This window comes from Nonomuraea sp. NPDC049152, from assembly GCF_040648355.1.
Classification (GTDB): domain Bacteria; phylum Actinomycetota; class Actinomycetes; order Streptosporangiales; family Streptosporangiaceae; genus Nonomuraea.
Map to the genome: position 1 here is coordinate 1 of NZ_JBEZDO010000055.1, position 24,026 is coordinate 24,026.

Genomic DNA, 24,026 nt, shown 5'->3' on the forward strand with positions numbered 1-24,026 from the left:
GGCACACATCTGGGGAGAACCGCACCAGCCAAGCCGACTTCGCCTGCGTCGGCTGCGGATACGCCGCGAACGCCGACGTCGTCGGCGCGACCAACGTTCTCAGGGCCGGGCTGGTCCTGCGCGAGGCCGCATCAGCGGCCTAGCGAGAAGCCACCCCGTTCACGGGGTGGAGGAGTCACCACGTTCAGGAACTCCCACTGAACCGCACGCCCCCGTCGTAGCGCAGCTGCCCGATGTCCACCTTGGCCGGGTCGGCCCACGCGGCGACCAGCGCGCACATGGCGTACTCCTCGGTGGGTCCAGGCTCGACCACGGCCAGCACCTCGGCGGCCATGGCCGCGCTCTCGGTCCTCATGCCCCTGAACCACCAGTAGCAGCCGAGGCTGCCCACCAGGGTGAGTGCGGTGCCGGTGTCAGCTCGGCCTGCACCCTGTCCTCGACGGCGGTCAGGCGCAGCTCGGCCAGCCTGCTCGCCGCGGCCTCCGCGAACGGCGCGTCGACCAGCGGGGCGCCCCTCCACAGGTCCAGCGCCTCCTTGAGCGACGCGGCCGCTCGCGCGGGGTCCCCCGCGCGCAGGGCCGCGCGTCCTTCGGCCGCCAGGAGCTCGAAGCGGTGCGCGTCGACGTCGGCCGGGTCGACCGCGAGCCGGTAGCCGGCGGGATGGAACTCGACCAGGCCCCTGCCCAGCGCCCTGCGCAGCCTGGAGACCTGGGACTGCAGCGCGTTGGCCGCCGTCTCGGGAGGCTCGGCGCCGTAGAGGCCGTCGATCAGCTGCTCCTGGGTGACGACCCGGCCGGCGTCCACGGCCAGCAGCACTAGCAGCGCCCGCACCCTGGGCCCGCCGATCGCGACCGGCCGCCCCCCGGCGTCGCGCACCATGGCGGGGCCGAGGATCTCGAAGCGCATGCCTCGATCGTAGATCCATGGCGCGGGCCCCTGGCTTCAGCTTCGGGGGCAAGCCCTTCTTTCAGGGCTGGGGCAGGAGCTCGACGACCTCCGCGTAGGTGGGCAGCGCCGCGTCCTTCTCGAGGACGGCCAGCGCGCCCTGGAGCGCGGCGCGGTAGAGGAGGGAACCGGTGCTGACCCTGGCGACGCCCACGCCCGCGAGCTGCTCGACGGGCAGGCCGTAGAGCACGTTCAGCGGCAGCGGGGTGCTCTCGACGAGCTTCTCGATCGTGCCCAGGTCGCCCGCGCCGGGAACGAAGATCCCGTCGGCGCCCGTGGCGCTGTAGGCGCGCACCCGCTCGAAGGTGTCGTCGCCGGTGCCCAGCCAGAGGGCGTCGGTCCTGGCGTTGACGAACACGCCCCTGCCCGTGATCGCCTCCAGGATGCGGGTCTGCTCGGCGATCGGGCGCAGGGTGCCGTCGGCGCGGCCGTCCTCCAGGTTGACGCCCGCCACGCCCATGTCCGCCAGCACGTCGACCAGGTCGGCGACGGCGGCGGGGTCGTCGCCGAAGCCGTTCTCGATGTCCACGGTGAGGTAGGCGGGCAAGCCCTTCAGCAGCTCGACGAGGTCGAGGGTCTCGGCCTTGGTGGCGCCGGCGGCGTCGGGTTTGCCGTGGACGGCGCTGACACCGAGGCTCGTGGTGCCGATGGCGGGATATCCCCGGGCGGCGAGGAAGGTGGCCGAGCCGTAGTCCCACGCGTTGGGCAGGACGAGCGGGTTGCCGGGCTGGTGGAGGTCGGCGAAGGTCATCGGTACTCCATGATCGTTTCTAGCACGCCGGTGGCGATGGCCATGGCGTGGTCGGAGCCTGGGCAGCGGCGCGGGCCGTGGCCGAAGGGGAGGTCGGGGGTGAGGTCGACCTCGACGAGGGCGCCCGTGCCGTCGACCCGCTTGGTGGCCCGGACGGGCGGGTCGTGGCGGAGGGTGTCGCGCAGGAGACTCTCGGCCGTGGCCGTGGCGGTGGCGGTGGCGGTGGCGGCCGTGGCCGTGGCCGTGCCGGTGGCGCGGGGCGTGGCGAGGGCGTTGCGGAGGAGCGCGGTGACGGCGCCGTGCGCCTGGAGCAGGATGGTGATCTCGGGGAGCTCGGCGAGGGTGAGCAGGCGCGCGACCGCGGCGTCGGTGTCAGGGGTGGCGGCACCCGACAGGTAGCCGGTGGCGGCGCTCTCGACGGCGGGCACGAGGGCGTCGAGGTCACGGATGCCGAGGGCGGCCCCGAGGACCCTGGTGGGCACTCCGTAGGCGAGGACGCGTCCGTCCACGTCGCCGGGGGCTGAGGACCGCTGGGAGGTCGTCTCGTGGGACGGCGAGGCGGCGGCGGCCGGACGCTCCTCGGAGGGGGCGGTGAGGAGGGCGCGCGTGGCCGCGGCGGCGGCGGTGCGGAGGGCGGCGGGGTCCATGCGCGACAGGCGGCCCTCGACGAGGGCGCGGCGTTCGGCGTGGACGGCGCCCGAGGCGAAGCGGGAGACCTGCGAGCGCAGCCACCCCAGCGTCCCGTAGGCGGCCCCGGGAGGAGGCGGCGGCGGGACGTACGACGGGTCGGACAGGACGGCGCGGACTTCCGCGTGACCGGTGATGCGCATGGAACGACGCTAGGCCAAGGTCAGTTCGGCAGCGGCCGAAGTGTGCTGGCGGGGATCTCCAGCAGGGTGCACAGGCTGGTCAGGCCGTCGTCGGTCACCTTGAGCGCCCGATGGCCACCGATCCTGGTGACCCATCCGGCCTCGAAGGCGTGGCGGCACAGGGCGGCGCCCGCCGTGCCGGCGAGGTGGGGGCGGCGCTCGGTCCAGTCGAGGCACGGCCTGGCCATCGGCCGGTGACGGCTGGCCTCCAGTGCGATCCCGAGCCTGGCGAACCAGTCGGCGCCCGACGCGCTCAGCGAGAACCCCGGATCCAGCAGGCCGCGCGACAGGAGCGCGTCGGTGACGGCGACGCCGAGGCGTCCGGCGAGGTGGTCGTAGCAGGTGCGCGCCCTGGCCATGGCGGCCGACGCGCTGGCCGCCCTGAGCGAGGTCGGTGAGGCCGCGGGAACGGCTGGGTTGACGTGGGCGGCGAGGTCCTCGACGAGCTGCGCGGTGGCCGCGTCGGCCAGCCGCACGTAGCGGTGCCTGCCCTGCCGTTCCTCGCTGAGCAGGCCGCCCTCGACCATCTTGCTGAGATGCTCGCTGGCGGTGGAAGGGGCGACCTTGGCCGCCTTGGCGAGCTCGCCCGCCGTCCACGCCCGCCCGTCGAGCAGGGCCAGGCAGAACGCCGCCCTGGTCGGGTCGGCCATGAGCGCCGCGAACGAGGCGAGACCTTGAGCTGACATGTCTCCACGGTAGGCCCGTGAGGGTTCGGCGTCCGCCGAACCCTTACGCGGCCTTCGCCCTGTCGGCGGGCGCAGTCGTGGCGATGCGGGTCTCCCGCGGGGCCACGGGCAGGTCGAGGGGAAGGCGGAAGTCGAGGGAGGCGGCCATGCCCATCATGACCACCAGGGCGACCTCGGCCACGATCACCGCCCGCTCCAGCAGCCCGTAGTAGGACTCGCCACCGATGAGCGCGGAGGTGAGCGTCGCGGGGTGGGCGGCCAGGTAGACGGCCAGGGCGACGACGGAGGTCATGGCCAGTGACCTGACCAGGTTCCAGCGGGGGAGGGCGGCGCGGCCGCGGGCCAGCGTCCATCCCGCGACGGGGAGCGAGGTGAACACCACCGCCGAGGCCCACCGGTGCACCTCGCCCGACACTGACTTGGCCATGCCGGGGTCGGTGGGGAAGACGGCGCTCAGCATCAGGCCCCCGGCCGCGGCGATCAGCAGCATCCTGGTCGCCGCGGTGCGGGCGGGGTCGCGAACGGCCAGGCCGTACGCGAGGAACACGCAGCCGGAGGCCAGCGCCAGCATGCCGACCACGACCAGGGGCATCCCGCCGGGAACCAGCGCGTAGTCGCTGACCAGCGGCTGCGGGGGCAACACCAGGTGCGCGTAGGCCAGCGCCGCCAGGCACACCAGCGCCGCGACCAGGGGGGCCACCAGGATCATCGGGCGACCTCGGCGTAGATGTCCTCGAAGCGGGCCAGCGAGGCCTGGTGGTCGTGGGTCAGCGCCAGCTCGCGGCTGGCCTTGGCCGCCCTGGCCCGCAGGTCCGTGTCGACCAGCAGCGCCGTCAGGTGCCGTGCCAGCTCGATCACGTCGCCTGGCTCGAACAGGTAGCCGTTGTCATCCACCAGGTGCGGGAGCGCCATCGCGTTCGCCGCGACGACGGGCAGCCCGCTGGCCATGGCCTCCAGCGTCGCGATGCTCTGCAGCTCGGCGACGCCCGGCATGGCGAACACGTCGGCGGCGGCGAACGCCTGCGGCATCGCCTCGTCGGGCACGAACCCGAGAAAGAACACCCGGTCGCCGACCCCGATCTTCCTGGCCAGCTGCTCCAGGTACTCCCGCTGGTTGCCCTTGCCCACCAACGCCACCTGGGCGTCTGTCTCGTTCAGGACGTACGGCAGAGCCCGCACCAGCTCGTCGATCCGCTTCTCCTCGTCGAGCCGTCCCACGAACAGGACCGTCTCGCGGTCGGGCAGGCCGAACGCCTTGCGCGCCCACGCCTTCGGCTCGGCCATGGGGTGGAACCTGGTCAGGTCGATCCCGCAGGAGACCGCCTCCACCTCGCGGGCGAAACCCTGGTCGGCCAGCAGCCCCGCGGCCAGCGGCGTGGGGGTGGTGACGTGGTCGGCGCGGGAGAAGATCCTGCTGAAGTCGCGCCAGGCCAGCCTGCCCGCCTTCTCCCGGAGCTTGGCGGGGATGTGCGCGAACTGGAAGAGGTTGTCGGGCATGAAGTGGTTGGTCGCCACGATGGGCACGCCGTTCCTGCGCGCCGCGGCCATCGCCGCCCTGCCGACCACGAAGTGGCCCTGGGTGTGCAGCACGTCGGGCTGGATGGCCTTCACCAGGCGGTCGAGCCTGGTCGGGACCGTCACCCGCATCGTCGGGTGCACCAGCAGCGGCGCCGAGCGCAGCCGGTGCACGACCACGCCGTCCTCCACCGAGGCCTTGGCGGGGCCCTCCTCCGACTGGCAGATCACGTGGACGTCGTTGCCGCGCTCGGCCAGGCCCGTGGCCAGCCGGTGGGTGAAGTAGGCGGCTCCGTTCACGTCGGGCGGATAGGTGTCGGTCGAGATCAGCACGCGGCGGGGCCTGGTCGGCACCGGCTGGAGTGTCGGGCGGGCGGTCTGCGCTGATGCGAGCGGCATGGCCATGGTGGGGGACTCCTACGAGCTAGGTACGTGATTCGAGAGGGGTGGTCCGGGCGAGCGCGATCGTGCCCGCCGCCGTGAGCGCGGCGGCCGCGATGGGGACGAGGCCCTGGGGGAGGGGCTCGCCGAGCAGGAGGGCGCCGAAGGCGACGGCGGTCAGAGGGTCGGCGATCTGCAGGGAGGCGAAGGACACGCCGAAGTGGCCGACGGCGTAGGCCCGCTGCAGGAGCATGAGGGCGAGCAGGGCGGGGACGGGAAGGGCCAGCAGGTACCACCAGTTCCACGACCCGTCGACCAGGACGCGCATGAGGGTCGCGGTCGCGCCGTACAGCACGCCCGCGCTGGTGGCCAGGAGCGCGGCCCGCCCCGCGGGGGAGGCGACCCGCGCGCCCGCCCACAGCAGGACCGCCGCGATGCCCGCGACCGCGAGCAGCGTGACGGCCCCGTTGGGGCTCAGGTACGTGGGGCCCGCATGCGGGGGGACCAGCAGCACCAGTCCGATCAGGCCGATGGCGACCGTGGCCGCGGCGGCCAGCTCCTTGCGCGAGGGCCTGCGCCCGTGGAGCCCGGCCGCGATCGGCAGCGCGAACAACAGGCTGGCCACGCCCATGGGCTGGACGACGGTCAGCGGGCCGAGGCCGAGGGCGAGGATGTGCAGTCCGCCGCCCACGGTGATCGACACCCCGCCGAGGAGCCAGCGGGGCTTCTTGAGCAGAGCCAGCAGGCTCGGTTTGGCCGAGCCCGAGCCCGCCGCCTCGAACTGCTGGAGAGCGGCGCCGAGTGCGAAGAACAACGAGCCGAACAGGGCTACGGCCGCGGCCAGCACAGTCATGCGCACTCCTTTCACCTGGATGAAGTCATGTGGAGATGTCCGAGAGATCTCCGCTCAGGGACACGGGGGCGAACAGTCAGGAGTCTCCTTCGGCGCCCTGTACGGCTCCGACGAGCGCTCTGTGCGAACCCTGTGAGCGCCTCTTGCGCAGCCAGCGGACGAGCTCGACGATCGCGGTGATCGACACCGCGATGCCGAGGCCGAGCAGCAGGCCCTTGATCGGGTCGTTCTCGAAGGCCATGCCGCCGAAGAAGCCGATCAGGCCCGAGTAGACCGCCCACGACCCGGCCGCGATGGCGTCGAAGAACGTGAACGACCTGCGGGGATAGCGGACGCCGCCCATGGTCAGGGTGGCCGCGGTCCTGCCTCCTGGGATGTAGCGGGCCACGACGAGCAGCAGGCCGCCACGCTCGGCGAGTGCCTGCTGCGCCCATGCGTAGGCCTTCTTGCCCTTCAGGCGCTTGCCCGCCTTGCTGCCGATGAAGTAGGAGATGTGGTCACCGGCGAAGGCGCCGAGCGCGGCGACGACCACCACCAGCCATAGGTTCGGATCGCCCGTCGAGGCAGCGAACACGCCCGCGGTGATGACCGCCGTCTCGGCGGGCACGATGGGGAAGAACCCGTCGAGCATCGCCAGCGCGAACAGCGCGACGTACAACCACGGCGAGGTCATCACCTCGTTGAGCAGGTCGAGAATGGCGTGGGACATGTGTGCGCTCCGGTCTGTGGGGAGTTCTCTCAGAGTGGCGGCGGATCAGCCCGGTGACATCGGGGATGAGCCCCCGGACGGGCCCCGGCCGTCCCCTGGAAATCTCAGGGATCTACCTCCTCGAACCTAGGGATCGAGCAGGTCCGCCCACATCGGACGATCGGTACGCACGACCCCCTACTTTCGTCATGTCCATCGATCCAACCTGGGGAGGAGCACGCGCACACTGGTGCGGGGATTGAGGTCGGAGGTGGTGCGGGCACCACCTTTCCCGTTACGGCGGGCCACACCCTGACTTTCGGCAGGGGCGGTGATCAGGGACGCCCCGATAGCGTCTCTCCCATGCGCCGCCGACCCCGCCAACTGCTCTACGACGTGCTCCTGTGGATCGTCATGTCCCTCCTGGCCGCCGCGTCGGGCCCCGACCCCTTCGACGACCCCCGGCGGTTCCTCCTCGTGACGGGCGGGCGGGTCCTGCTGCTCGGGCTGGCGATCCTGGTAGGCAGGGCGTGGCCGCTCGCCGCGGTGGTGATCCTGCTGCCGCTGGGGCCGTGGGACTTCACCGAGGGTCTGGCCACGGCCAGCTGGGACCTCAGCGGGGGACAGGCCACGAGCGACCAGGCCTGGCCGCTGTCGCTGCTCGCCGTGAAGATCTTCCCGCTGTCGCCCACCACCCCCACCGTGATCTGGTACGCCTACCTGACGGGGCGCAGGGTCGCGCGGGTCTGGCCGGCGGCGGCCGTCTTCGGCGTGACCTGCCTGGTCGGCGTGGGGGTCGTGCTGGCGCAGGGAGGGCAGCTGCGGCTGTGGTTCACGATGGTCTCGGGGCTGCTCGGCTTCTACGTCGTGCCGTACCTGCTGGGGGTGCTCAGGCGGCGGCTGCTGCAGCAGCGCGAGCGGGCGCGGCAGTCGGTGGCCGCTCAGGCCAGGCTGCGCGAGCGCACCCGCATCGCGCACGACATGCACGACTCGCTCGGGCACGACCTGGCCCTGATCGCCGTGCGCGCCGCGGGGCTGGAGATCGCGCCGGGGCTCACGCCCGCCCAGGCCAGGGCAGCGGGAGAGCTGCGGGTGGCGGCGGCGGAGGCCACGGAACGGCTGCGGCAGATCGTCGGGCTGCTGCGCGAGGACATCGAGCCCGCCCCGCTCGCCCCGGTGGACGAGGACGTCACCGCCCTGGTCGAGCGGGCCAGGGACTCGGGGATGGAGGTCACCGTGGAGATCGCGCCCGGCCCGGTGCCCGCGCTGGCGCACAGGGTGGTCCAGGAAGGGCTGACCAACGCGGCCAAACACGCCCCCGGAGCGTGGGTGCGGGTCTCGCTCACGCCTGAGCGGATCGCGGTGCGCAACGGCCCGGCCCGCGGCGGGTCCACGGCGCTCACGGGCGGCATGGGCCTCACAGGACTGCGCGAGCGCGTACGGCTGGCGGGCGGCACGATGACGGCAGGACCGGTGGACGACGGCTTCGAGCTCGTCGTTATCCCCCACGCGGGGGAGCCGGATCCCCACGACGCGTGAGGCAGGGGCCGTCCGTGCCGGGCAGATTCGACGGCATGGACGTTCCTCAGGCAGGAATCGGCAGGGTCACCGCGGCGGCCGTCGTGATGGCCGCCACCCTGCCCTACCTCACCATCAAGATCCTCTGGCTGACGGGCCATCCGGTCGGCGTGCTCGACCCCTCGCTGATGAACTCGGGCACGATGGTCGGGCTCAACGCCATGACCTTCGGCATGGACCTCGTCGGTCTCTGCCTCGCGCTGGCCTTCACAACGCGGTGGGGGATGCGCCTGCCCGCGTGGCTGGTGCTGCTGCCCGTCTGGGTCGGCGTCGCGCTGCTGGCGCAGATCCTCATCGCCCTGCCACTGACGCTGCTGCTCCAGGGGCCCGGCGTCTTCTTCACCGGCGACATGCTGGAGGGCTGGGTCTACCTGGTCGTCTACGGCGGCTTCTCGCTGCAGGGCGTCGGGCTCGCCGTCGCCTTCGCCCTCTACGCCCGCGACAGGTGGCCGTGGGTCTTCGCGTACGGCGCCGCGCGGACGGCCGTGCCGTTCCAGCACGTGGTGGGGCGCGGCAGCCTGCTGGTGACCGTGATCGTCGGCGGCGCGAACCTGTACTGGGCCCTCGGCGGCACGGCCGGCCTGGACCCGGCGGCGGTGGCCGCTCGAACACTGACCGGAACCATCACGCAGGTCGTCGCGGGAGTGATCGTCATCGGCGGCGCCGTCGCCTACCTGTGCCTGCTGCGCGGGCATACGCCGTGGGCGGTGGCCGTCGCGTGGCTGGGCAGTGGCTACCTGTTCGCCTGGGGCCTCTACTCGATGATCCTCGTCGTGACCGCGGGGCCGCTGACCCCGAAGGCGCCGATGGTCGCGACCCACCTGGTGGAGCTGTTCTCGATGCTGACCGGCTTGGTGCTGGGGCTCGCTGGAGCGTTCCTACTGATCGAGAGGTCAGGCGGGGGCGTGGTGGAGGCGGCGCAGGACCCGCTTGAAGGCCCACAGCGAGAAGGTGATCGCGAGCCCGCTGATGCCGGCGACCGCTGAGGTGCGCAGCAGCATGTAGGCGCCGAGGGACTCGTTGAGGAACAGCCAGATGCTCACCGTGGAGTTGGCCAGCAGGACGAACGCCCACAGCAGGGTGATCCTGGCGAAGAACCTGCGCATCCGCTCGTGCTTGAGCACCGCCTGGGGAAGGTGGATGTAGTCGAGGGTGAGCTTCTGGACCATGGGCCTGTCCAACCTGACCGAGGCGAGGAAGATCATGCTGATGCAGATCGTCCCGAACTCGGGCGTCAGGAAGAAGACGGCGTTGTTGCCGGTCCACAGGGCGACCAGGGCGCGGGCGGTGATCGCCACCGCGGCGAGGAACATCGTCGCGGGCACCCTGACCCTCCTGACGAGCCGCCATCCCACGCCGAGGTACACCCACGCCACCGCCGCGATCAGAGCGCCCGTCTCGCCAAGGATCATGAGGCCGGTGTAGAAGACGGCGAGCGGTGCGACGACGCCTTCGAGCAGGCGGGGAACGGCCTGCTTCGCCATGGCGGTCAGGCGTGGAAGCGCGACAGGGGGATGGTTCAACTCTGCTCCGTAGTTCGGCCCACGAACAGCGCCTACCCAGGGATGGCGCAAGCAGGCATCGGCGGACGCTGCCGTCGGGGTTACGGGACGGTTTACCCCGGAGCGCGGGGCGCACCGGTGGCTTACCGTACCTGACGTCCGAAGATGCCACTGTCAGATTGTGCACATTCGGCCTTGTTGATCTTGGGCTAGCCGAATGTCATGATCTGTACCCTTAAGTCCGTTGCGCTGAGGGTGGCGACGAGGCCGATCCCCGCGCCCGCGACCTCAGCCCAGGCTGGCGGTGGCGAGCTTGGCGCCGAAGCCGAGGAAGAGCGCGCCGACCCCCGAGGTGAGCGTGGCCGACAGCTTCCTCCTGGTGCGGAACTGCCCGGCGAGGAAGGTCCCCCCGAAGATCAACGCCGAGAGGTACAGCGCGCTGAACACCTGGATGATCGCCCCCAGGATCAGGAACGGCACCGCCGGAGCCCCGTACGAGGGATCCACGAACTGGATGAAGAAGGAGACGAAGAACAGGATCGCCTTCGGGTTCAGCAGGCTGATCGCCAGCGCCTTGCGGAAGGGGTGCGCGCCGCGCTCGTTCACCAGTGCGTTCACCGGAGCCTGCGCCGTTTCGGGGGAGCGCCACGCCTTCCACGCGCCCCTGATCATCTGGAGGCCGATCCACGCCAGGTAGCCCGCGCCCGCGTACTTCACGATCGTGAACAGCACCGCGTTGGAGCGCAGCAGCGAAGCGGCGCCCGCCGCGGCCAGCACCATGAGGACGGTGTCGCCGACGAAGACGCCCGCCGCGGCCTTGTACCCCTCACGCACGCCCCGCTGTGCGGCGAGGGCGAGGACGTAGAGGGAGTTGGGGCCGGGCAGCAGGATGATGAAGAAGGCTCCTGCCACGTATGTCCAGATGTCGGTCACGCCGAAGAACATGCTCGCTCCTGCTAAAACGGTTCGTTTCACAGTAGCGCGTCAGATATCGGGAGATAGTCAGAGCGGGCGGTACCACAGGCCCCCGGGCGCCTGCCGGTGCCCCGTCGACCGGTAGGCGGCGTCCACGAGCGCCTGGCCTCGAGGGTTGATGCCGAGCCCGGTGCCCTGACGGTTCATGGTGTAGGCGAAGGCCAGGCGAGCGGGCGGATCGCAGAAACCCACCGAGCCGCCCATGCCCGCGTGCCCGAACGCGGTCTCGGTGAGCAGCGCGCCCTCGCTGTCGGCGGGAGGCAGGTGCCCGTTGTCGACAGCCTTCATGAAGCCGAGCGAGAACCTGCTCGGCACCAACAGCACCGCGTCCACGGAGCCGGCGGACCTGGCGGGCGACATGAGCGCCAGCTGGCCCTGGCCGACCAGCTCACCGCCGCCGATCGACAGCGGCCGGTACATCCCCGCGAGCCCGCGCGCGTTGGTGATGCCGCCGACCGCGCCGAACTCGGCCGCGTGCGCGGCCCTGCTGTCCGACTCCCCGGGGGTCATCATGTAGCCGCCGTCGTTGCCCAGCAGTAGCGCGGGGATCGAGGCGGGGTCGGAGAACGCCTTGGCGTAGAAGCTGGGGAGCTCGGCGGGCGGTTCGGCGGGGATCGTCGGCGCGACCCTGCCCTCCTGCTCCTCGGGCAGCCCGAGCCAGAAGTCCAGACCGAGCGGTTCGGCGATCTCCTCGCGGAAGAACGTTCCGAGGGAGCGGCCGCTCACCCTGCGCACGACCTCTCCGACGAGGAAGCCGAAGGTCAGCGCGTGGTAGCCGTGCCTGGTGCCCGGCTCCCAGAACGGCTCCTCGCCCGCCAGCCGCTCGGTCATCAGCTTCCAGTCGTAGAAGGCCCCCCTCGGCAGCGGGTCCCTGAGCGCGGGCAGCCCCGCCTGGTGGGCGAGCAGGTGGCGCACCAGCGTGCCGGCCTTGCCTCGCGTGCCGTACTCGGGCCAGTAGGCGGTGACGGGGGCGTCGAGGTCGAGCTCTCCTCTGGAGGCCAGCACGTGCGCGCACAACGCGGTGGCGCCCTTGGTGCACGACCACACGTGACCGATGGTGTCGTTCAGCCACGGAACACCGGGAGCCGCCTCGCCGCCCCACAGGTCGACGACCGTCTCGCCGTCGACGATCACGCACACCGACGCGCCCACTTCGCCGCGATCGGTGAGATTGCGCTCGAACTCCTTCGCGACCTGCTCGAACACTGGGTCGCAGGTGCCCTGAACCGTCATCTCCTGAATCCACCATGAATCAGGCCCTTCGTCCAGACGTGCCACGCGGGCCGGCGCAGCCGGCTGACCCGGCAGGGGGCGATCCGGTGTCCCATAAGGTCTGACCATGAGCAGCGAGCAGGACGCGATCGACGTCATCCTCACCCAGTGGCGGCGCGAACGTCCGGATCTCGATCTGTCGGCGATGGGCGTCTTCGCCCGTCTCGCGCAGGTGTCGCGGCTGGTGGAGTCGGCCGTGGAGCAGGTGTTCCTGCGCCACGGCCTGCGGCCGGGCGAGTTCGACGTGCTGGCGGCGCTGCGCCGGTCGGGCCCGCCTTACACGCTGATCCCGTCGGAGCTGTCCGAGGTGCTGATGATGTCCCGCGCGGGCATGACCAACCGCATCGACAGGCTGGAGGCGGCGGGGCTGGTCGAACGCAGCCTCGACCCGGCCGACCGGCGCAGCTTCCGCGTCTCGCTCACCGAGCGGGGCCGCGAGGTCATCGATGCCACGCTCACCGAGCACGCGGCGAACCTGGCAGGGTTGGCCGCCAAGCTGACCGAGCGGGAGGCCGGCGCGCTCGACGCGATCCTGCGCGGGATGCTGCGCGCCTAGCTCGCCTGCCGTACCCCTCGCCGCCAGATCTCCTTGATCGCGCGGGTGGCGGTGATGTCGGTGGTCGGGTCGCCGTCCACCAGCAGGAGGTCCGCGCGGAGGCCCGGCGCGATCCTGCCGCGGTCGGCCAGCCCGAAGTGGCGGGCGGGGAGGCTGGTGGCGGCCGCGAGCGCCGCCTCCGCGCTGAGGCCCGCCTCCGTCAGGAGCAGCACCTCGCGATGCATTCCGGCGCCGTGCAACGGCGCCCACGGGTTGGCGTCGGTGCCCGCCAGCAGCGCGACCCCCGCTCTGTGCAGCGTCCCGGCCGCCCGTACGGCGTTGCGGACCCCGTCGGGGCGCACGGGGACGACGCTCGCGTCGCGGTCGAGCGCGGCCCTGGCCCGGTCGGGCAGCTTCGAGCCGATCCGCTCGTCGCGCACCAGTTCGGCGCCGCTGGGATCGTTCAGCACGGCCTCGAAGTAGGTCAGCGTGCTGACCACGAACACGCCCTGCGCGGCGATCCTGGCGGCGAGGTCGTCGGTCAGCGGGTCGGTGACGACGTGCGCCAGGCCGTCGATGCCCGCGTCGAGGGCGACGACGGCGTCCCGCGTGGTGACGGTGTGCGCGATGGTCAGCAGCCCGGCCGCGTGGCCGGCCTCGACGAGGGCGGCCACGGTGCCGGGGGACAGGACGGGCAGGTCGAGGCCGCCCACGTGCCCGCTGTCGATGACGATCTTCAGGTAGTCGATGCCCTCGGCCAGCCTGGCCTCCACGAACGCCTTGGCCTGGCCGGCGTCGGCGACGGTGTCGAACGCTCCCGCCGCGTCGCCGAGGTCCCGCACGCCGGGTGAGTCCATGATCTGGCTGGGATGTCCTCCTGGTGCGGTGGCGAGGACGCCCGAGCTGCGCAGGTCGGCCACGTCGTCCCGGTCGGCGGCGGCGCGGCGCTGGCGGGCGAGGTTGCCTGGCAGGCAGAACATGTCGAGCTCGGTCGTGACGCCGAACCGCAGCGCCTGGGCGAGGTCGCCGTCGAAGGTGTGGGTGTGGGCGTCGATCAGGCCCGGCAGCAGGGTCCTGCCCGAGCCGTCGATCTCGACGTCGGCGGGGCGGTCGTCGGGTTCGGCGATCAGGTCGCCGTCGATGAGGACGTCGGCGTGGGCGATGGTCTTCAGCCCGTCGAAGACGCGGGCATTGCGGATCCGGGTTCTCATGGGGCAGATAGTAAGAGGTCTAACTATCATGCGTCAAAATATCTGAGGGGAGAATTACTTCGTAAAGGCCGTAAGGGATTCTGATCGCGCCAGTCAATTGGGCCTTGTGCGGTGGAGTGGTCGGACCTATTCTCCGATTGCTCGTTAGTTAAGTTTCCTAATAAACCGGAGAGGCGATGCTCCGACCCATCCGCTTCCTCGCCCTGACCGCGATCCTCACCACCGCGTTGGCGACCCCCGCCCTCGCCCAGGCGCCCACCCGCCATGAGGCGGAGAACGCGACCGTCTCCCAAGGGGTGGTGGAATCCAACCACGCCGGTTTCAGCGGCACCGGCTTCGTCAACTACGACAACGTCCAGGGCTCCTACGTCGAGTTCACCGTGAACGCCGCGGCGGCGGGCACCGCCTCGATCGTGCTCCGCTACGCCAACGGCACCACCGTCAACCGCCCGATGGCCATCGCGGTCAACGGGACCAGCGTGACCAGGGACTTCCCTGGCACGGGGGCCTGGTCCACCTGGGCCTCGACGACGATCACGGCGCCGGTGAACGCGGGCGCCAACACCATCCGCGCCACCGCCACCACCGCCAACGGCGGGCCCAACCTCGACTACGCCGAGATCGACGTGGCCGCTCCGTCGAACGAGTACCAGGCGGAGAACGCGGTCATCTCGCAGGGCATCGTTGACACCAAGCACGCCGGATACACCGGTAGCGGCTTCGTCGACTACACCAACGTCGCGGGCTCCTACGTCGAGTTCACCGTGAACGCCGCGGCGGCGGGGAACGCGGCGCTGACCTTCCGCTACGCCAACGGCACCACCGTCAACCGTCCCATGGCCATCGCGGTCAACGGGGTCGACGTGAACCGCGACTTCCCCGGCACGGGCGCGTGGACCACCTGGGTGGAGACCACGGTCAACGCCGCGCTGAACGCGGGCGCCAACACCGTCCGCGCCACCGCGACGACCGCCAACGGCGGGCCCAACCTGGACAGGCTGACGGTCTCCGCCGCCGGTCCTCCTGACACGGAGAAGCCGTCCGTTCCCGGCAACCCGCGGTCGACGGCCACCACGTCCAGCTCGATCACGCTGGCGTGGAACGCCTCGACCGACAACAGCGGGACGATCAAGGACTACCGGGTCTACGAGGGCTCGGCGCTGAAGGCGACCGTGAGCGGCACGTCGGCCACGATCACGGGGCTGGCGCCCTCCTCGACCCACACCTACACCGTGACCGCCCGTGACCCGTCGGACAACGAGTCCGACAGGAGCGCCGCCGTGACCGCCACCACCCAGGCGGGCGGCTCGGGCACCCCCGTGGAGGCCAACGGCCAGCTGGCGGTGTGCGGGGTACGGCTGTGCAACGAGCGCGGCGAGCAGATCCAGCTGCGCGGCATGAGCTCGCACGGCCTGCAGTGGTATTCGCAGTGCCTCAACACCGCCTCACTGGACGCGCTGGCCACCGACTGGAAGGCCGACGTCCTGCGGATCTCGATGTACATCCAGGAAGGCGGGTACGAGACGAATCCGCGGCTGTTCACCGACCGGGTGCACAACCTGATCGAGATGGCCACGGCGCGCGGGATGTACGCGATCGTCGACTGGCACATGCTCAAGCCCGGCGACCCGACGGTGAACCTGAGCAGGGCCAAGACGTTCTTCACCGAGATCGCCCAGCGGCACAACGGCAAGAACAACCTGCTGTACGAGATCGCCAACGAGCCGAACGGCGTGTCGTGGTCGACGATCAGGAACTACGCCCACCAGCTCATCCCGGTGATCAGGCAGTACGACCCGGAGACCCCGATCCTCGTGGGGACTCGCGCGTGGTCGTCGCTCGGCATCTCCGACGGCGCGAACGAGAACGAGGTCGTCAGCAACCCGGTCAACGCGACCAACATCATGTACACCTTCCATTTCTACGCGGCCTCCCATGGCTCGGAGTACCTGAGCGCGCTGTCGAGGGCGGCCGACAGGATCCCGATGTTCGTGACGGAGTTCGGCACGCAGACCGCCTCCGGTGACGGGTCGAACAACTTCACCAGGTCGCAGCAGTACATCGACCTGATGGCACAGAAGAAGATCAGCTGGGTGAACTGGAACTACTCCGACGACGAGCGTTCGGGCGCCGTCTTCGCCACGGGCACCTGCCCGAACGGCCCGTTCGCCGGCACCTCCAGGCTCAAGCCTGCGGGTGTGTGGGTCCGTGAGAGGGTGCGCGCGGACTAGGGGTATTTACCTATAAAACCCACTGAGTTACTATGAAATAGCCGGTATCGGGGGGCCCGCGCGGCTGGGGTGGCTGCGCGGGTCCTGCCGGGCGGCAAGATGTGGACATGCGTGTTGCGATTCTCGGTCCGCTGTCGGTGGAGGGACCCGAAGGGCCGATCGAGGTCGGCGGCGCCAGGGTCAGGGCTCTGCTGGCGCTGCTCGCGTTGGAGGAAGGGCGGCTGGTCACCGCCGACCGGCTGATCGACGCGCTGTGGGCCGACGAGCCTCCCGCCAACGCGGTCAACGCCCTGCAGACGCTGGTCAAGCGGTTGCGCGCGGCGCTCAGGCCGTACGACGCGGTGGAGAGCAGGCCGGGTGGCTACCGGCTGAGCGCGCAGGTGGACGCGCGGCTCTTCCACGACCTGGTCGGCGCGGGCGAGCTGGACGCGGCGCTCGAGCTGTGGCGCGGGCCTGCCTTGGCCGACCTGGCCGTGGTGCCGCATCTGGCCAACGTGGCCGCCGCGCTGGAGGAGGACAGGCTCGCCGCGGTCGAGGCCAGGGCGGAGGCGCGCCTGGCGGCGGGGCTCGCGGTGGATCTGGCGGCGGAGGTCGCCGCGCACCCGCTGCGCGAGCGGCTGTGCGCGATCGCCGTGCGCGCCATGGCCGCCGCGGGACGGCAGGCCGACGCGCTGGCGCTCTTCGAGCGCACCAGGGTGCGGCTCGCCGACGAGCTGGGCGTCGATCCGGGCCCCGATCTGCGCGCCGCCCATCTGGCCGTGGTCTCGGGAGACCTTCCCGTCGTGCCGCCGCGGGCCGCCCGGCCTGCCGTACGGCATCGCCGCCCGAGTGTGAAGCGCCCGCTGACCAGCTTCATCGGCCGCGAGGAGGAGCTGGAGGAGCTGACCGCCCTGCTGTCGGCCTCCAGGATGGTCTCCATCGTCGGCCCGGGCGGCGCGGGCAAGACCAGGCTGGCGACGGAGGCAGCGCTGCTGGCGGACGAGGCGTGGCTGGTCGAGCTGGCCCCCGTCACCGACGCCGCCGACGTGCCGGGCGCCGTGCTCGACGCGCTCGCCCTGCGCGGCGCCGAACGTCCGGCGCTCGGCGTGCAGGAGGAGGTGACGCCGACGGACCGGCTGCTGGCCGCGCTCGCCGACCGCAAGGCGCTCATCGTGCTCGACAACTGCGAGCACCTGGTCGAGGCGGCGGCCGTGCTCGCCGAACACCTCCTCACCGACTGCCCAGGGGTGCGCGTCCTGGCCACCAGCAGGGAGCCGCTCGGCGTGCAGGGCGAGCGGCTGGCGCCCATCCCGCCGCTGGAGCTGCCGCCGCCGGGCGCGGGCCCTTCCGCGGCGGGGACCTATCCCGCGGTCAGGCTCCTGCTCGACAGGGCGAGCGGCGTCATGCTCGACGAGCGCAACGTCGCCGAGATCATCGCCATCTGCCGCAGGCTCGACGGGATGCCGCTGGCGATCGAGCTGGCCGCGGCCAGGCTGCGCACCATGACGCCCGCTCAGCTGGCCGACCGGCTCGACGACAGGTTCAGGCTGCTGACCGGCGGCAGCCGTACGGCGCTGCCGCGCCAGCAGACGCTCCGCGCGGTGGTCGAGTGGAGCTGGGACCTGCTGACCGCGCAGGAGCGGGCGCTGGCCGAGAGCTTCGCCGTGTTCGCCGGAGGGGCGAGCCCCGAGGCCGTCGAGGCGGTCTGCGGCGCGGGCATCGAGGTGCTCGGCGCGCTGGTGGACAAGTCGCTGGTCAGGATGGACACCCAGGGCCGTTACACGATGCTGGAGACGATCAGGACCTACGCCATGGAGTGCGCCGAGCCGCCGCGCAGGGCGCACGCCGTCCACTTCACGGAGCTGGCGGAGACGGCGGTGCCGCACCTGCGGGCGCACGGGCAACTGGAGTGGATCGAACGGCTGGCGGCCGAGCGCGACAACCACGCGGCGGCGCTGCGCTGGGCGCTCGACACCGGCGAGGTCGAGCTGGCCGTGCGCCTGTGCGGCGCGCTGACCTGGTACTGGTGGCTGTGCGGTTACCGGGTCGAGGGTGAGGCGTGGTCCAGGCAGGTGATCGAGCTGGCGGGCGGCAGCCCGCCCGAGGGGCTCGCGGGCGCCTACGCCTCCTGCATGTTCGGGGTCGGCACCGGCCACATCGGGCGGCTGCTCAGCGATCCCGACTCGTTGCTCGAGGTCGTGGCGGAGTTGGAGAGCGTGGTCGCCCAGGCTCGCGCCGAGGGTCCCGTCCATCCGATGCTGCTGCTGGGCAGGGCCGTGATGGCCGCGATGACCAGGCAGGACGATCGCCTGGCCGTGTTGCTGGCCGAGTACGTCGCGGCGGAGGACCCGTGGCTGTCGAGCGCCGCGCTCATGATCAGGGGCGGCTGGCGGTCGGCCGACCCGACGGCGGAGGACGACCTGGAGCGGGCGGTCGCCGGGTTCAGGCGGCTCGGTGACAGGTGGGGCCTGAGCGAGGCGCTGCTCACGCTGGCCGGGGTGCGGGTCGCCCAGGACAGACCCGCCGCAGACCTGGTCGCCGAGGCGAGCGCGCTGACCATCGGCTGGGTGAGCGCCGATGAGGCGATCTCCACGCTCACCACGGTGTCGCTGCTGCGCGCCCAGGGCGGCGACCTCGAGGCGGCCGCCGCCGACCTGGCCAGGGCCAGAGCGGTCATGTCCGACGAGACGTCGGACCACGTGGTGTTCCGGCTGCGGCTCGGTGAGGCCGATCTGGCGCGGCTGACGGGCGATCCGCGGGCCGCGCTGGCGATCTACGAGGAGCTGATGGCCACAGTGCCGGCGATGGAGGACGTGCTGCCGCAGCAGGTGAGCTGGGCGCTGACCTCCTACGGCAGGACGCTGCTGGAGACGGGCGACCTGCGCGGGGCGAGGGAACAGCTGATGCTGGCGGTGGACGCCTTCGGAGCCGCGCCCGACCTGCCGATCCTGGCCTCCGCGCTGGCCGGGTTCGCTGCGGTCGCGCTGGCCTCGGGCGACGCCGAGCGGGCCGCGGTCCTGCTCGGCGGGGCGAGCACGGTCTACGGCGGCGTCAGCGGAGGCGACACCGAGGCGGCCAGGACCATCGCGGACACGCGCGCCGCGCTCGGTGACACCGCCTTCGAGGCGGCGCACGAGCGCGGCGTCCGCATGTCGCGCGATCAGCTGACCCGCCTGTTGTAGGCGCGCAGGGCGAGCGGCACGAACACCGCGGCGATGGCGGCGGTCCAGCCGAGGCTGATCCACACGTCACCGGCGTGCAGGCCGCCGACCATCAGCCCGCGCAGCGCGGAGGCCAGGTGCGAGACGGGGTTGACGCCCATCCACCACTGCAGCCAGCCGGGCATGTCGGTGGCGGGGATGAAGGCGCTGCTGCCGAAGGTGAGCGGGAGCAGGACCGCGGTCGCCATGCTCTGCATCGTGGTCACGGACTTGATCATCAGCCCCAGATAGGCCGATCCCCAGCTCAGCGCGAAGGCGAACAGCACGATCAGGCCGACGGCCGCCAGCGCCTCCAGCGGGCCGGTCTGCACCCTGAAGCCCACGACATAGCCGATCAGCAGGGACATCGCGATGGTGACCATGAGCGTGGCCAGGTCGGCCAGGATCCGCCCGGCCAGGGGCGCGGCCCTGGCGATGGGCATGGTCCTGAACCGGTCGAACACCCCGTTGTCGATGTCGGTGGCCAGGTTCATGCCGGTGCTGATCGTGGCGATCAGCGCGACCTGGGTGAGCACGCCGGGCAGCATGTAGAGCACCGCGCCCGCCCTGTCGCCGCCCGAACCGCCGAACAGGTAGACGAACACGACGATCATGAAGACCGGCTGCATCAGCAGCCCGACGAGCTGGCCGGGGCTGTTCCTCAACGGGATGAGGCTGCGCCACGCGAGGGTGAGGCTCTGCGAGATCACTTCGATACTCCTGTCAGGCTGAGGAAGACGTCGTCGAGGGAGGGCAGGCGCAGCGCGTGCTCGGCGAGCACGATGCCGGCGTCGTCGAGTTTTCTGAGCAGCGCGGGGGCCTCGGCCAGGTCGTGGATGGGCACGGTCAGCCCGCCCATGATCGTGACGACCTTCTCGGTGTCGCGTTCGTGCAGCGGCCTGACCTCCAGGCGGTGGCCGCCCGCCGTGGCCTTGAGCTCGCCGGGGGTGCCGGAGGCGGCTACGCGGCCGCCGTCGATCAGCAGGATGTCGTCGGCGAGCTGGTCGGCCTCCTCCAGGTACTGCGTGGTCAGCAGCACGGTCACGCCGTCGGCGACCAGCTCCCTGACCACCTGCCACAGCTCGTTGCGGGCGTGCGGGTCCAGCCCCGTGGTCGGCTCGTCGAGGAAGAGCACGCGCGGGCTGCTGACCAGGCTGGCCGCCAGATCCAGGCGGCGGCGCATGCCGCCCGAGTAGCCGCCCGCCTTCCTGCCGCCCGCCTCGGTCAGCCCGAACCTGTCCAGCAGCTCCGCGGCCCTGGCCCTGGCCTGGTCACGGGGCAGGCCGAGCAGGCGGCCCATCATCACCAGGTTCTGCGCGCCGGTCAGCTGCTCGTCGACCGAGGCGTACTGGCCGGTCAGGCCGATCAGCTCGCGCACCTTGGCCGCCTGCTTGCGCACGTCGAACCCGCCGACCCTGGCGCTGCCTTCGTCGGGGGTCTGGAGGGTGGCGAGGATCCGCACGGCCGTGGTCTTGCCCGCGCCGTTCGGTCCGAGGACGCCGAGCACCGTCCCTGTCCTGGCCCGCAGGTCGATCCCGGCCAGGGCCACCTTGTCGCCGTATCTCTTGACGAGCCCTTCGGCTTCGATCGCGTAGGTCATGCCCCTACGGTGTCGCCGGCCGCTGTCAGCGCCTTGGCAGGCCGCTGGCAGGCCGTCGCCGGTCACCGCCCGGCGCCTGCCAGGGGGTGGACCCGGTGCGCGACGACCTCGGACAGTGTGATGACGGTCGTGCCGCGTCGTACGCCGGGAATGGTCAGCATGCCGTCGATGACCTGCTGGATGTGCTCGTTGTCGCGCCCGGCGATACGGCACCAGACGTCGCCGGGGCCGGTGACGATGTAGGCCTCCAGCAGCTCGGGGATGGCGTGCAGGGCGGAGGAGATGTGCTCGCGGGAGGCCTGCTCGACCTCCAGCGTGGTGAAGGCCTGCACCGGGTAGCCGAGCGCGGCGGGGGACAGGGTGGGACCGAAGCCGGTGATCACGCCGTCGGCGGCCATCCTGTCCAGCCGCGCCTGCACGGTCCCGCGCGCCACCCCGGCCAGGCGGGCTATCTCCAGCAGGCCGGTGCGCGGCCGCTCGCGCACCAGGCGCAGGATCAGCAGGTCGAGTTCGTCGAGCCCGGTACGGCGTGCTGGCAATCCGACTCCTATGACGGCCGTTGAATGCGTATTCGTCAGGATAGAAGCTCAGGTGTTGTCACCATCGTCACCCGTGCGGACACTGCGGAGCCATGGAGCACAAGTATCCGTTCATCCCGTACGCGGCCGAGCGTCATGACGAGGCGGAGATGATCCGCAGGGGCCGTGCCTTCTACGAACACGTGGACAGGCGGCGAAGCGTGCGCTTCTTCAGCGACGAACCGGTGCCGCGGGAGTGCGTCGAACTGGCCGTCATGGCCGCCAACACCGCCCCTTCCGGCGCGCACCAGCAGCCGTGGAAGTTCGTGCTGATCGGCGACCGGGCGACCAAGAAGCGGATCAAGGAGGCGGCCGAGGTCGAGGAGCGCCGCAACTACGAGGGCGGGCGGCTGACCCCCGAGTGGCGGGAGGCGCTGGCGCCGCTGGAGACCACCTCCGACAAGGGCTATCTCGAGGTGGCGCCGTGGATCGTGGTGTGCTTCGCCGAGAAGTACGGCGTGCGGCCCGACGGCAGGCGGGTCAAGCACTACTACGTCAACGAGAGCGTGGGCATCGCCTGCGGGCTGTTCATCACCGCGCTGCACACCATGGGCCTGTCGACGCTCACGCACACGCCCAACCCGATGGCCTTCCTCAGCGAGATCTGCGCGCGTCCCGGTAACGAGCGGCCCTACATCCTGTTCCCCGTCGGCCACGCCGCCCCCGACGCCGAGGTGCCCGACCTGACGAGGAAGCCGCTGCGCGAGGCGCTCCTGCATTTCTCGTGAAATTTGGGCCTTTTCCGATTGTGTGACCTTCTTCACTCTCAGTGCAGACGCCCGTCAAAGCCTGAGGAGGCTGAAGGTGAGAAGCCGATTATTCATCCTGCTGTCCGTTCTGGCCCTGATCTGCCTGACCGGTGTGACAGGGGCAGGGGCGAGCGCGGAACCGCCGCCCAACAAGCAGTACAGGGTGCAGGGTCCGGCCGACGCGCGGCAACGCAGCGCCGTGGCGTCCACGGGCGCGGCGATCGAGGAGATCGCCGCCGACTCGGTGGTGGTCACCGCCACGACGGCCGAGCTCGCCGCGATCAAACGGCTCGGGTACAGCGTCGTGGAGCTGTCGTCCCCGTTACCCCGGTCCGGTGCGAGGGCTCTTGACTTCCCTCCGTCGGACTCCGGCTACCACAACTACGCGGAGATGACCGCGGACGTGAACGCGCTGGTGGCCGCCCATCCGGCGATCGCCAGCAAGTTCGTCTACGGCAACTCCTACGAGGGCAGGCAGCTGATCGGCGTCAAGATCAGTGACAACGTCGGCTCCGACGAGGCCGAGCCCGAGGTGCTCTTCACCGCCCACCAGCACGCCCGTGAGCACCTCACGGTCGAGATGGCGCTGTACATCATGCATCTGCTGACCGAGGGCTACGGCACCGACGCGCGCATCACCAACCTGGTCAACAACCGCGAGATCTGGATCATGCCGGACCTCAACCCCGACGGCGGCGAGTACGACATCGCCACCGGCTCCTACCGGTCCTGGCGCAAGAACCGGCAGCCCAACTCGGGCTCCTCGGCCGTCGGCACCGACATGAACCGCAACTGGGCCTACAACTGGGGCTGCTGTGGCGGCTCGTCGGGCTCCACCTCCAGCGAGACCTACCGCGGCGCGTCCGCCGAGTCCGCCCCCGAGGTCAAGGCCGTCGCCAACTGGGTGCGCGGTCGCGTGGTCGGCGGCGTCCAGCAGATCAAGGCGCACATCGACTGGCACACCTACAGCGAGCTGATCCTGTGGCCCTACGGCTACACCTTCAACGACACCGCGCCCGGCCTGACCCAGGACGACAGGGACGCGCACGCGACGCTCGGCCAGAACATGGCCTCCACCAACAGCTACACGCCCGAGCAGGCCAGCGACCTCTACATCACCGACGGCACGATCGACGACTGGCTGTGGGGCGTCTACAAGATCTTCAGCTTCACGTTCGAGATGTACCCGACGGGCGCCAGCCCTGGCTTCTACCCGCCCGACGAGCAGATCGTCCCGCAGACGACCCGCAACAAGGAGGCTGTGCTCCGCTTCCTCGAGTACTCCGACTGCGTCTACCGGATCATCGGCAAGGAGTCCCAGTACTGCGGCACCGGCGGCGGGACCACCGTCTACTCCGACACCTTCGAGACCGCCACCGGCTGGACCGTCAACCCAGGCGGCACCGACACCGCCACCACCGGCCAGTGGGAGCGCGGCGACCCCGAGGCCACCACCTCCTCGGGGGCCAAGCAGCTCGGCACCACGGTCAGCGGCGTCAACGACCTGGTGACGGGCCGGCCGGCGGGCGCATCCGCCGGTGACTACGACATCGACGGCGGCGTCACCACCATCCAGTCGCCGCCGATCACCCTGCCGGCCTCGGGGACGCTCAACCTGTCGCTGTCGTGGTACCTGGCGCACGGCTCGAACTCCTCCAGCGCCGACTACTTCAGGGTGCGGGTCGTCGGCTCCACCACCACGACGGTCGTCAACCAGGCGGGAGCCGCGTCCAACAGGAACGGCTCGTGGACCGTGGCGACGGCCAACCTGACGTCGCTGGCGGGCCAGACGGTCAGGATCGTCATCGACGCGGCGGACGCCTCCACGGCTTCCCTGATGGAGGCCGGCGTCGACGACGTGAAGATCACCCAAACGCCATAACCGAAACCTGGGAGAGACCCACCCCTTCCGGCTTCTTCGCAGGCCA

Annotated in this window: 24 protein-coding genes; 8 read left to right on the forward strand and 16 right to left on the reverse strand. The window is 71.2% G+C overall.

Annotated elements, in window-relative coordinates:
- The coding region (locus tag AB0B45_RS49260; RefSeq protein WP_358145683.1) for a zinc ribbon domain-containing protein at window positions 1-143 on the forward strand (143 nt) is incomplete at its 5' end.
- Between the two features lie 41 nt (window positions 144-184).
- Here AB0B45_RS49260 and AB0B45_RS49265 read toward each other — a convergent pair.
- From AB0B45_RS49265 to AB0B45_RS49305, 9 genes are all read right to left on the reverse strand, one after another.
- The gene (locus AB0B45_RS49265) at window positions 185-355 is read right to left on the reverse strand and encodes a hypothetical protein (RefSeq protein ID WP_358145630.1); all 171 of its coding nucleotides are present in this window, start codon (window positions 353-355) and stop codon (window positions 185-187) included.
- On the reverse strand, window positions 352-906 hold the full coding sequence (locus AB0B45_RS49270; RefSeq protein ID WP_358145632.1) for a BTAD domain-containing putative transcriptional regulator: 555 nt from the start codon (window positions 904-906) through the stop codon (window positions 352-354). The genes AB0B45_RS49265 and AB0B45_RS49270 overlap by 4 nt, the downstream gene beginning before the upstream one ends.
- Window positions 907-967: 61 nt before the next feature.
- The gene (locus AB0B45_RS49275; RefSeq protein WP_358145633.1) at window positions 968-1,696 is read right to left on the reverse strand and encodes an isocitrate lyase/phosphoenolpyruvate mutase family protein; all 729 of its coding nucleotides are present in this window, start codon (window positions 1,694-1,696) and stop codon (window positions 968-970) included.
- The gene (locus tag AB0B45_RS49280) at window positions 1,693-2,526 is read right to left on the reverse strand and encodes a hypothetical protein (RefSeq protein ID WP_358145635.1); all 834 of its coding nucleotides are present in this window, start codon (window positions 2,524-2,526) and stop codon (window positions 1,693-1,695) included. Before AB0B45_RS49280 ends, AB0B45_RS49275 begins: the two co-directional genes overlap by 4 nt.
- A 20-nt stretch (window positions 2,527-2,546) precedes the next feature.
- Complete coding sequence (locus AB0B45_RS49285; RefSeq protein ID WP_358145637.1) at window positions 2,547-3,251, reverse strand: winged helix-turn-helix domain-containing protein; 705 nt, start codon at window positions 3,249-3,251, stop codon at window positions 2,547-2,549.
- Window positions 3,252-3,294: 43 nt separating this feature from the next.
- Window positions 3,295-3,960 (reverse strand): DUF998 domain-containing protein, encoded by a 666-nt coding sequence (locus AB0B45_RS49290; RefSeq protein WP_358145638.1) that lies wholly within the window; start codon window positions 3,958-3,960, stop codon window positions 3,295-3,297.
- The gene (locus tag AB0B45_RS49295) at window positions 3,957-5,171 is read right to left on the reverse strand and encodes a glycosyltransferase (RefSeq protein ID WP_358145640.1); all 1,215 of its coding nucleotides are present in this window, start codon (window positions 5,169-5,171) and stop codon (window positions 3,957-3,959) included. Before AB0B45_RS49295 ends, AB0B45_RS49290 begins: the two co-directional genes overlap by 4 nt.
- Window positions 5,172-5,190: 19 nt before the next feature.
- Window positions 5,191-6,000 (reverse strand): DMT family transporter, encoded by an 810-nt coding sequence (locus tag AB0B45_RS49300; RefSeq protein WP_358145641.1) that lies wholly within the window; start codon window positions 5,998-6,000, stop codon window positions 5,191-5,193.
- A gap of 76 nt (window positions 6,001-6,076) precedes the next feature.
- Window positions 6,077-6,709 carry a DedA family protein gene (locus AB0B45_RS49305; protein ID WP_358145643.1) on the reverse strand — a complete coding sequence of 211 codons (633 nt, stop codon included), beginning with the start codon at window positions 6,707-6,709 and terminating at the stop codon, window positions 6,077-6,079.
- A gap of 342 nt (window positions 6,710-7,051) precedes the next feature.
- Here AB0B45_RS49305 and AB0B45_RS49310 point away from each other — a divergent pair, with 342 nt between their 5' ends.
- Both AB0B45_RS49310 and AB0B45_RS49315 read left to right on the forward strand, forming a co-directional pair.
- Window positions 7,052-8,227 (forward strand): histidine kinase, encoded by a 1,176-nt coding sequence (locus tag AB0B45_RS49310; RefSeq protein WP_358145645.1) that lies wholly within the window; start codon window positions 7,052-7,054, stop codon window positions 8,225-8,227.
- Between the two features lie 35 nt (window positions 8,228-8,262).
- Window positions 8,263-9,252 (forward strand): hypothetical protein, encoded by a 990-nt coding sequence (locus tag AB0B45_RS49315; RefSeq protein ID WP_358145647.1) that lies wholly within the window; start codon window positions 8,263-8,265, stop codon window positions 9,250-9,252.
- Here AB0B45_RS49315 and AB0B45_RS49320 read toward each other — a convergent pair.
- The 3 genes from AB0B45_RS49320 to AB0B45_RS49330 all read right to left on the reverse strand — a co-directional run bounded on the left by AB0B45_RS49320 (window position 9,160) and on the right by AB0B45_RS49330 (window position 11,976).
- Entirely contained in the window at window positions 9,160-9,789 is a 630-nt protein-coding gene (locus AB0B45_RS49320) for a VC0807 family protein (RefSeq protein WP_358145648.1), read from the reverse strand. The two genes, AB0B45_RS49315 and AB0B45_RS49320, sit on opposite strands and share 93 nt — an antisense overlap.
- A gap of 267 nt (window positions 9,790-10,056) precedes the next feature.
- Entirely contained in the window at window positions 10,057-10,713 is a 657-nt protein-coding gene (gene leuE / locus AB0B45_RS49325) for a leucine efflux protein LeuE (protein WP_358145649.1), read from the reverse strand.
- A gap of 57 nt (window positions 10,714-10,770) precedes the next feature.
- A complete protein-coding gene (locus tag AB0B45_RS49330) occupies window positions 10,771-11,976 on the reverse strand; it encodes a serine hydrolase domain-containing protein (protein ID WP_358145650.1) in 1,206 nt (401 codons plus the stop codon).
- A 106-nt stretch (window positions 11,977-12,082) separates the two neighbouring features.
- Here AB0B45_RS49330 and AB0B45_RS49335 point away from each other — a divergent pair, with 106 nt between their 5' ends.
- Window positions 12,083-12,571 (forward strand): MarR family transcriptional regulator, encoded by a 489-nt coding sequence (locus tag AB0B45_RS49335; RefSeq protein ID WP_358145652.1) that lies wholly within the window; start codon window positions 12,083-12,085, stop codon window positions 12,569-12,571.
- Here the strand turns inward: AB0B45_RS49335 and AB0B45_RS49340 are convergent.
- On the reverse strand, window positions 12,568-13,761 hold the full coding sequence (locus AB0B45_RS49340; protein WP_358145653.1) for an amidohydrolase family protein: 1,194 nt from the start codon (window positions 13,759-13,761) through the stop codon (window positions 12,568-12,570). The genes AB0B45_RS49335 and AB0B45_RS49340 overlap by 4 nt on opposite strands.
- Before the next feature lie 176 nt (window positions 13,762-13,937).
- On the opposite strand from AB0B45_RS49340, the gene AB0B45_RS49345 reads away from it, so the two are divergent.
- Together AB0B45_RS49345 and AB0B45_RS49350 are read left to right on the forward strand one after the other, a co-directional pair.
- Window positions 13,938-15,992 (forward strand): cellulase family glycosylhydrolase, encoded by a 2,055-nt coding sequence (locus AB0B45_RS49345; protein ID WP_358145655.1) that lies wholly within the window; start codon window positions 13,938-13,940, stop codon window positions 15,990-15,992.
- Between the two features lie 107 nt (window positions 15,993-16,099).
- Complete coding sequence (locus AB0B45_RS49350; protein ID WP_358145657.1) at window positions 16,100-19,153, forward strand: BTAD domain-containing putative transcriptional regulator; 3,054 nt, start codon at window positions 16,100-16,102, stop codon at window positions 19,151-19,153.
- On the opposite strand, the gene AB0B45_RS49355 is transcribed toward AB0B45_RS49350, so the two are convergent.
- The 3 genes from AB0B45_RS49355 to AB0B45_RS49365 all read right to left on the reverse strand — a co-directional run bounded on the left by AB0B45_RS49355 (window position 19,132) and on the right by AB0B45_RS49365 (window position 21,310).
- A complete protein-coding gene (locus tag AB0B45_RS49355; protein ID WP_358145658.1) occupies window positions 19,132-19,881 on the reverse strand; it encodes an ABC transporter permease in 750 nt (249 codons plus the stop codon). The two genes, AB0B45_RS49350 and AB0B45_RS49355, sit on opposite strands and share 22 nt — an antisense overlap.
- Complete coding sequence (locus AB0B45_RS49360) at window positions 19,878-20,771, reverse strand: ATP-binding cassette domain-containing protein (RefSeq protein WP_358145660.1); 894 nt, start codon at window positions 20,769-20,771, stop codon at window positions 19,878-19,880. Before AB0B45_RS49360 ends, AB0B45_RS49355 begins: the two co-directional genes overlap by 4 nt.
- Window positions 20,772-20,833: 62 nt before the next feature.
- The gene (locus AB0B45_RS49365; RefSeq protein WP_358145662.1) at window positions 20,834-21,310 is read right to left on the reverse strand and encodes an Lrp/AsnC family transcriptional regulator; all 477 of its coding nucleotides are present in this window, start codon (window positions 21,308-21,310) and stop codon (window positions 20,834-20,836) included.
- Between the two features lie 92 nt (window positions 21,311-21,402).
- On the opposite strand from AB0B45_RS49365, the gene AB0B45_RS49370 reads away from it, so the two are divergent.
- Entirely contained in the window at window positions 21,403-22,077 is a 675-nt protein-coding gene (locus AB0B45_RS49370; RefSeq protein WP_358145664.1) for a nitroreductase family protein, read from the forward strand.
- A gap of 76 nt (window positions 22,078-22,153) precedes the next feature.
- A complete protein-coding gene (locus tag AB0B45_RS49375) occupies window positions 22,154-23,980 on the forward strand; it encodes a M14 family metallopeptidase (protein WP_358145666.1) in 1,827 nt (608 codons plus the stop codon).
- The last annotated feature ends 46 nt before the right edge of the window (window positions 23,981-24,026 follow it).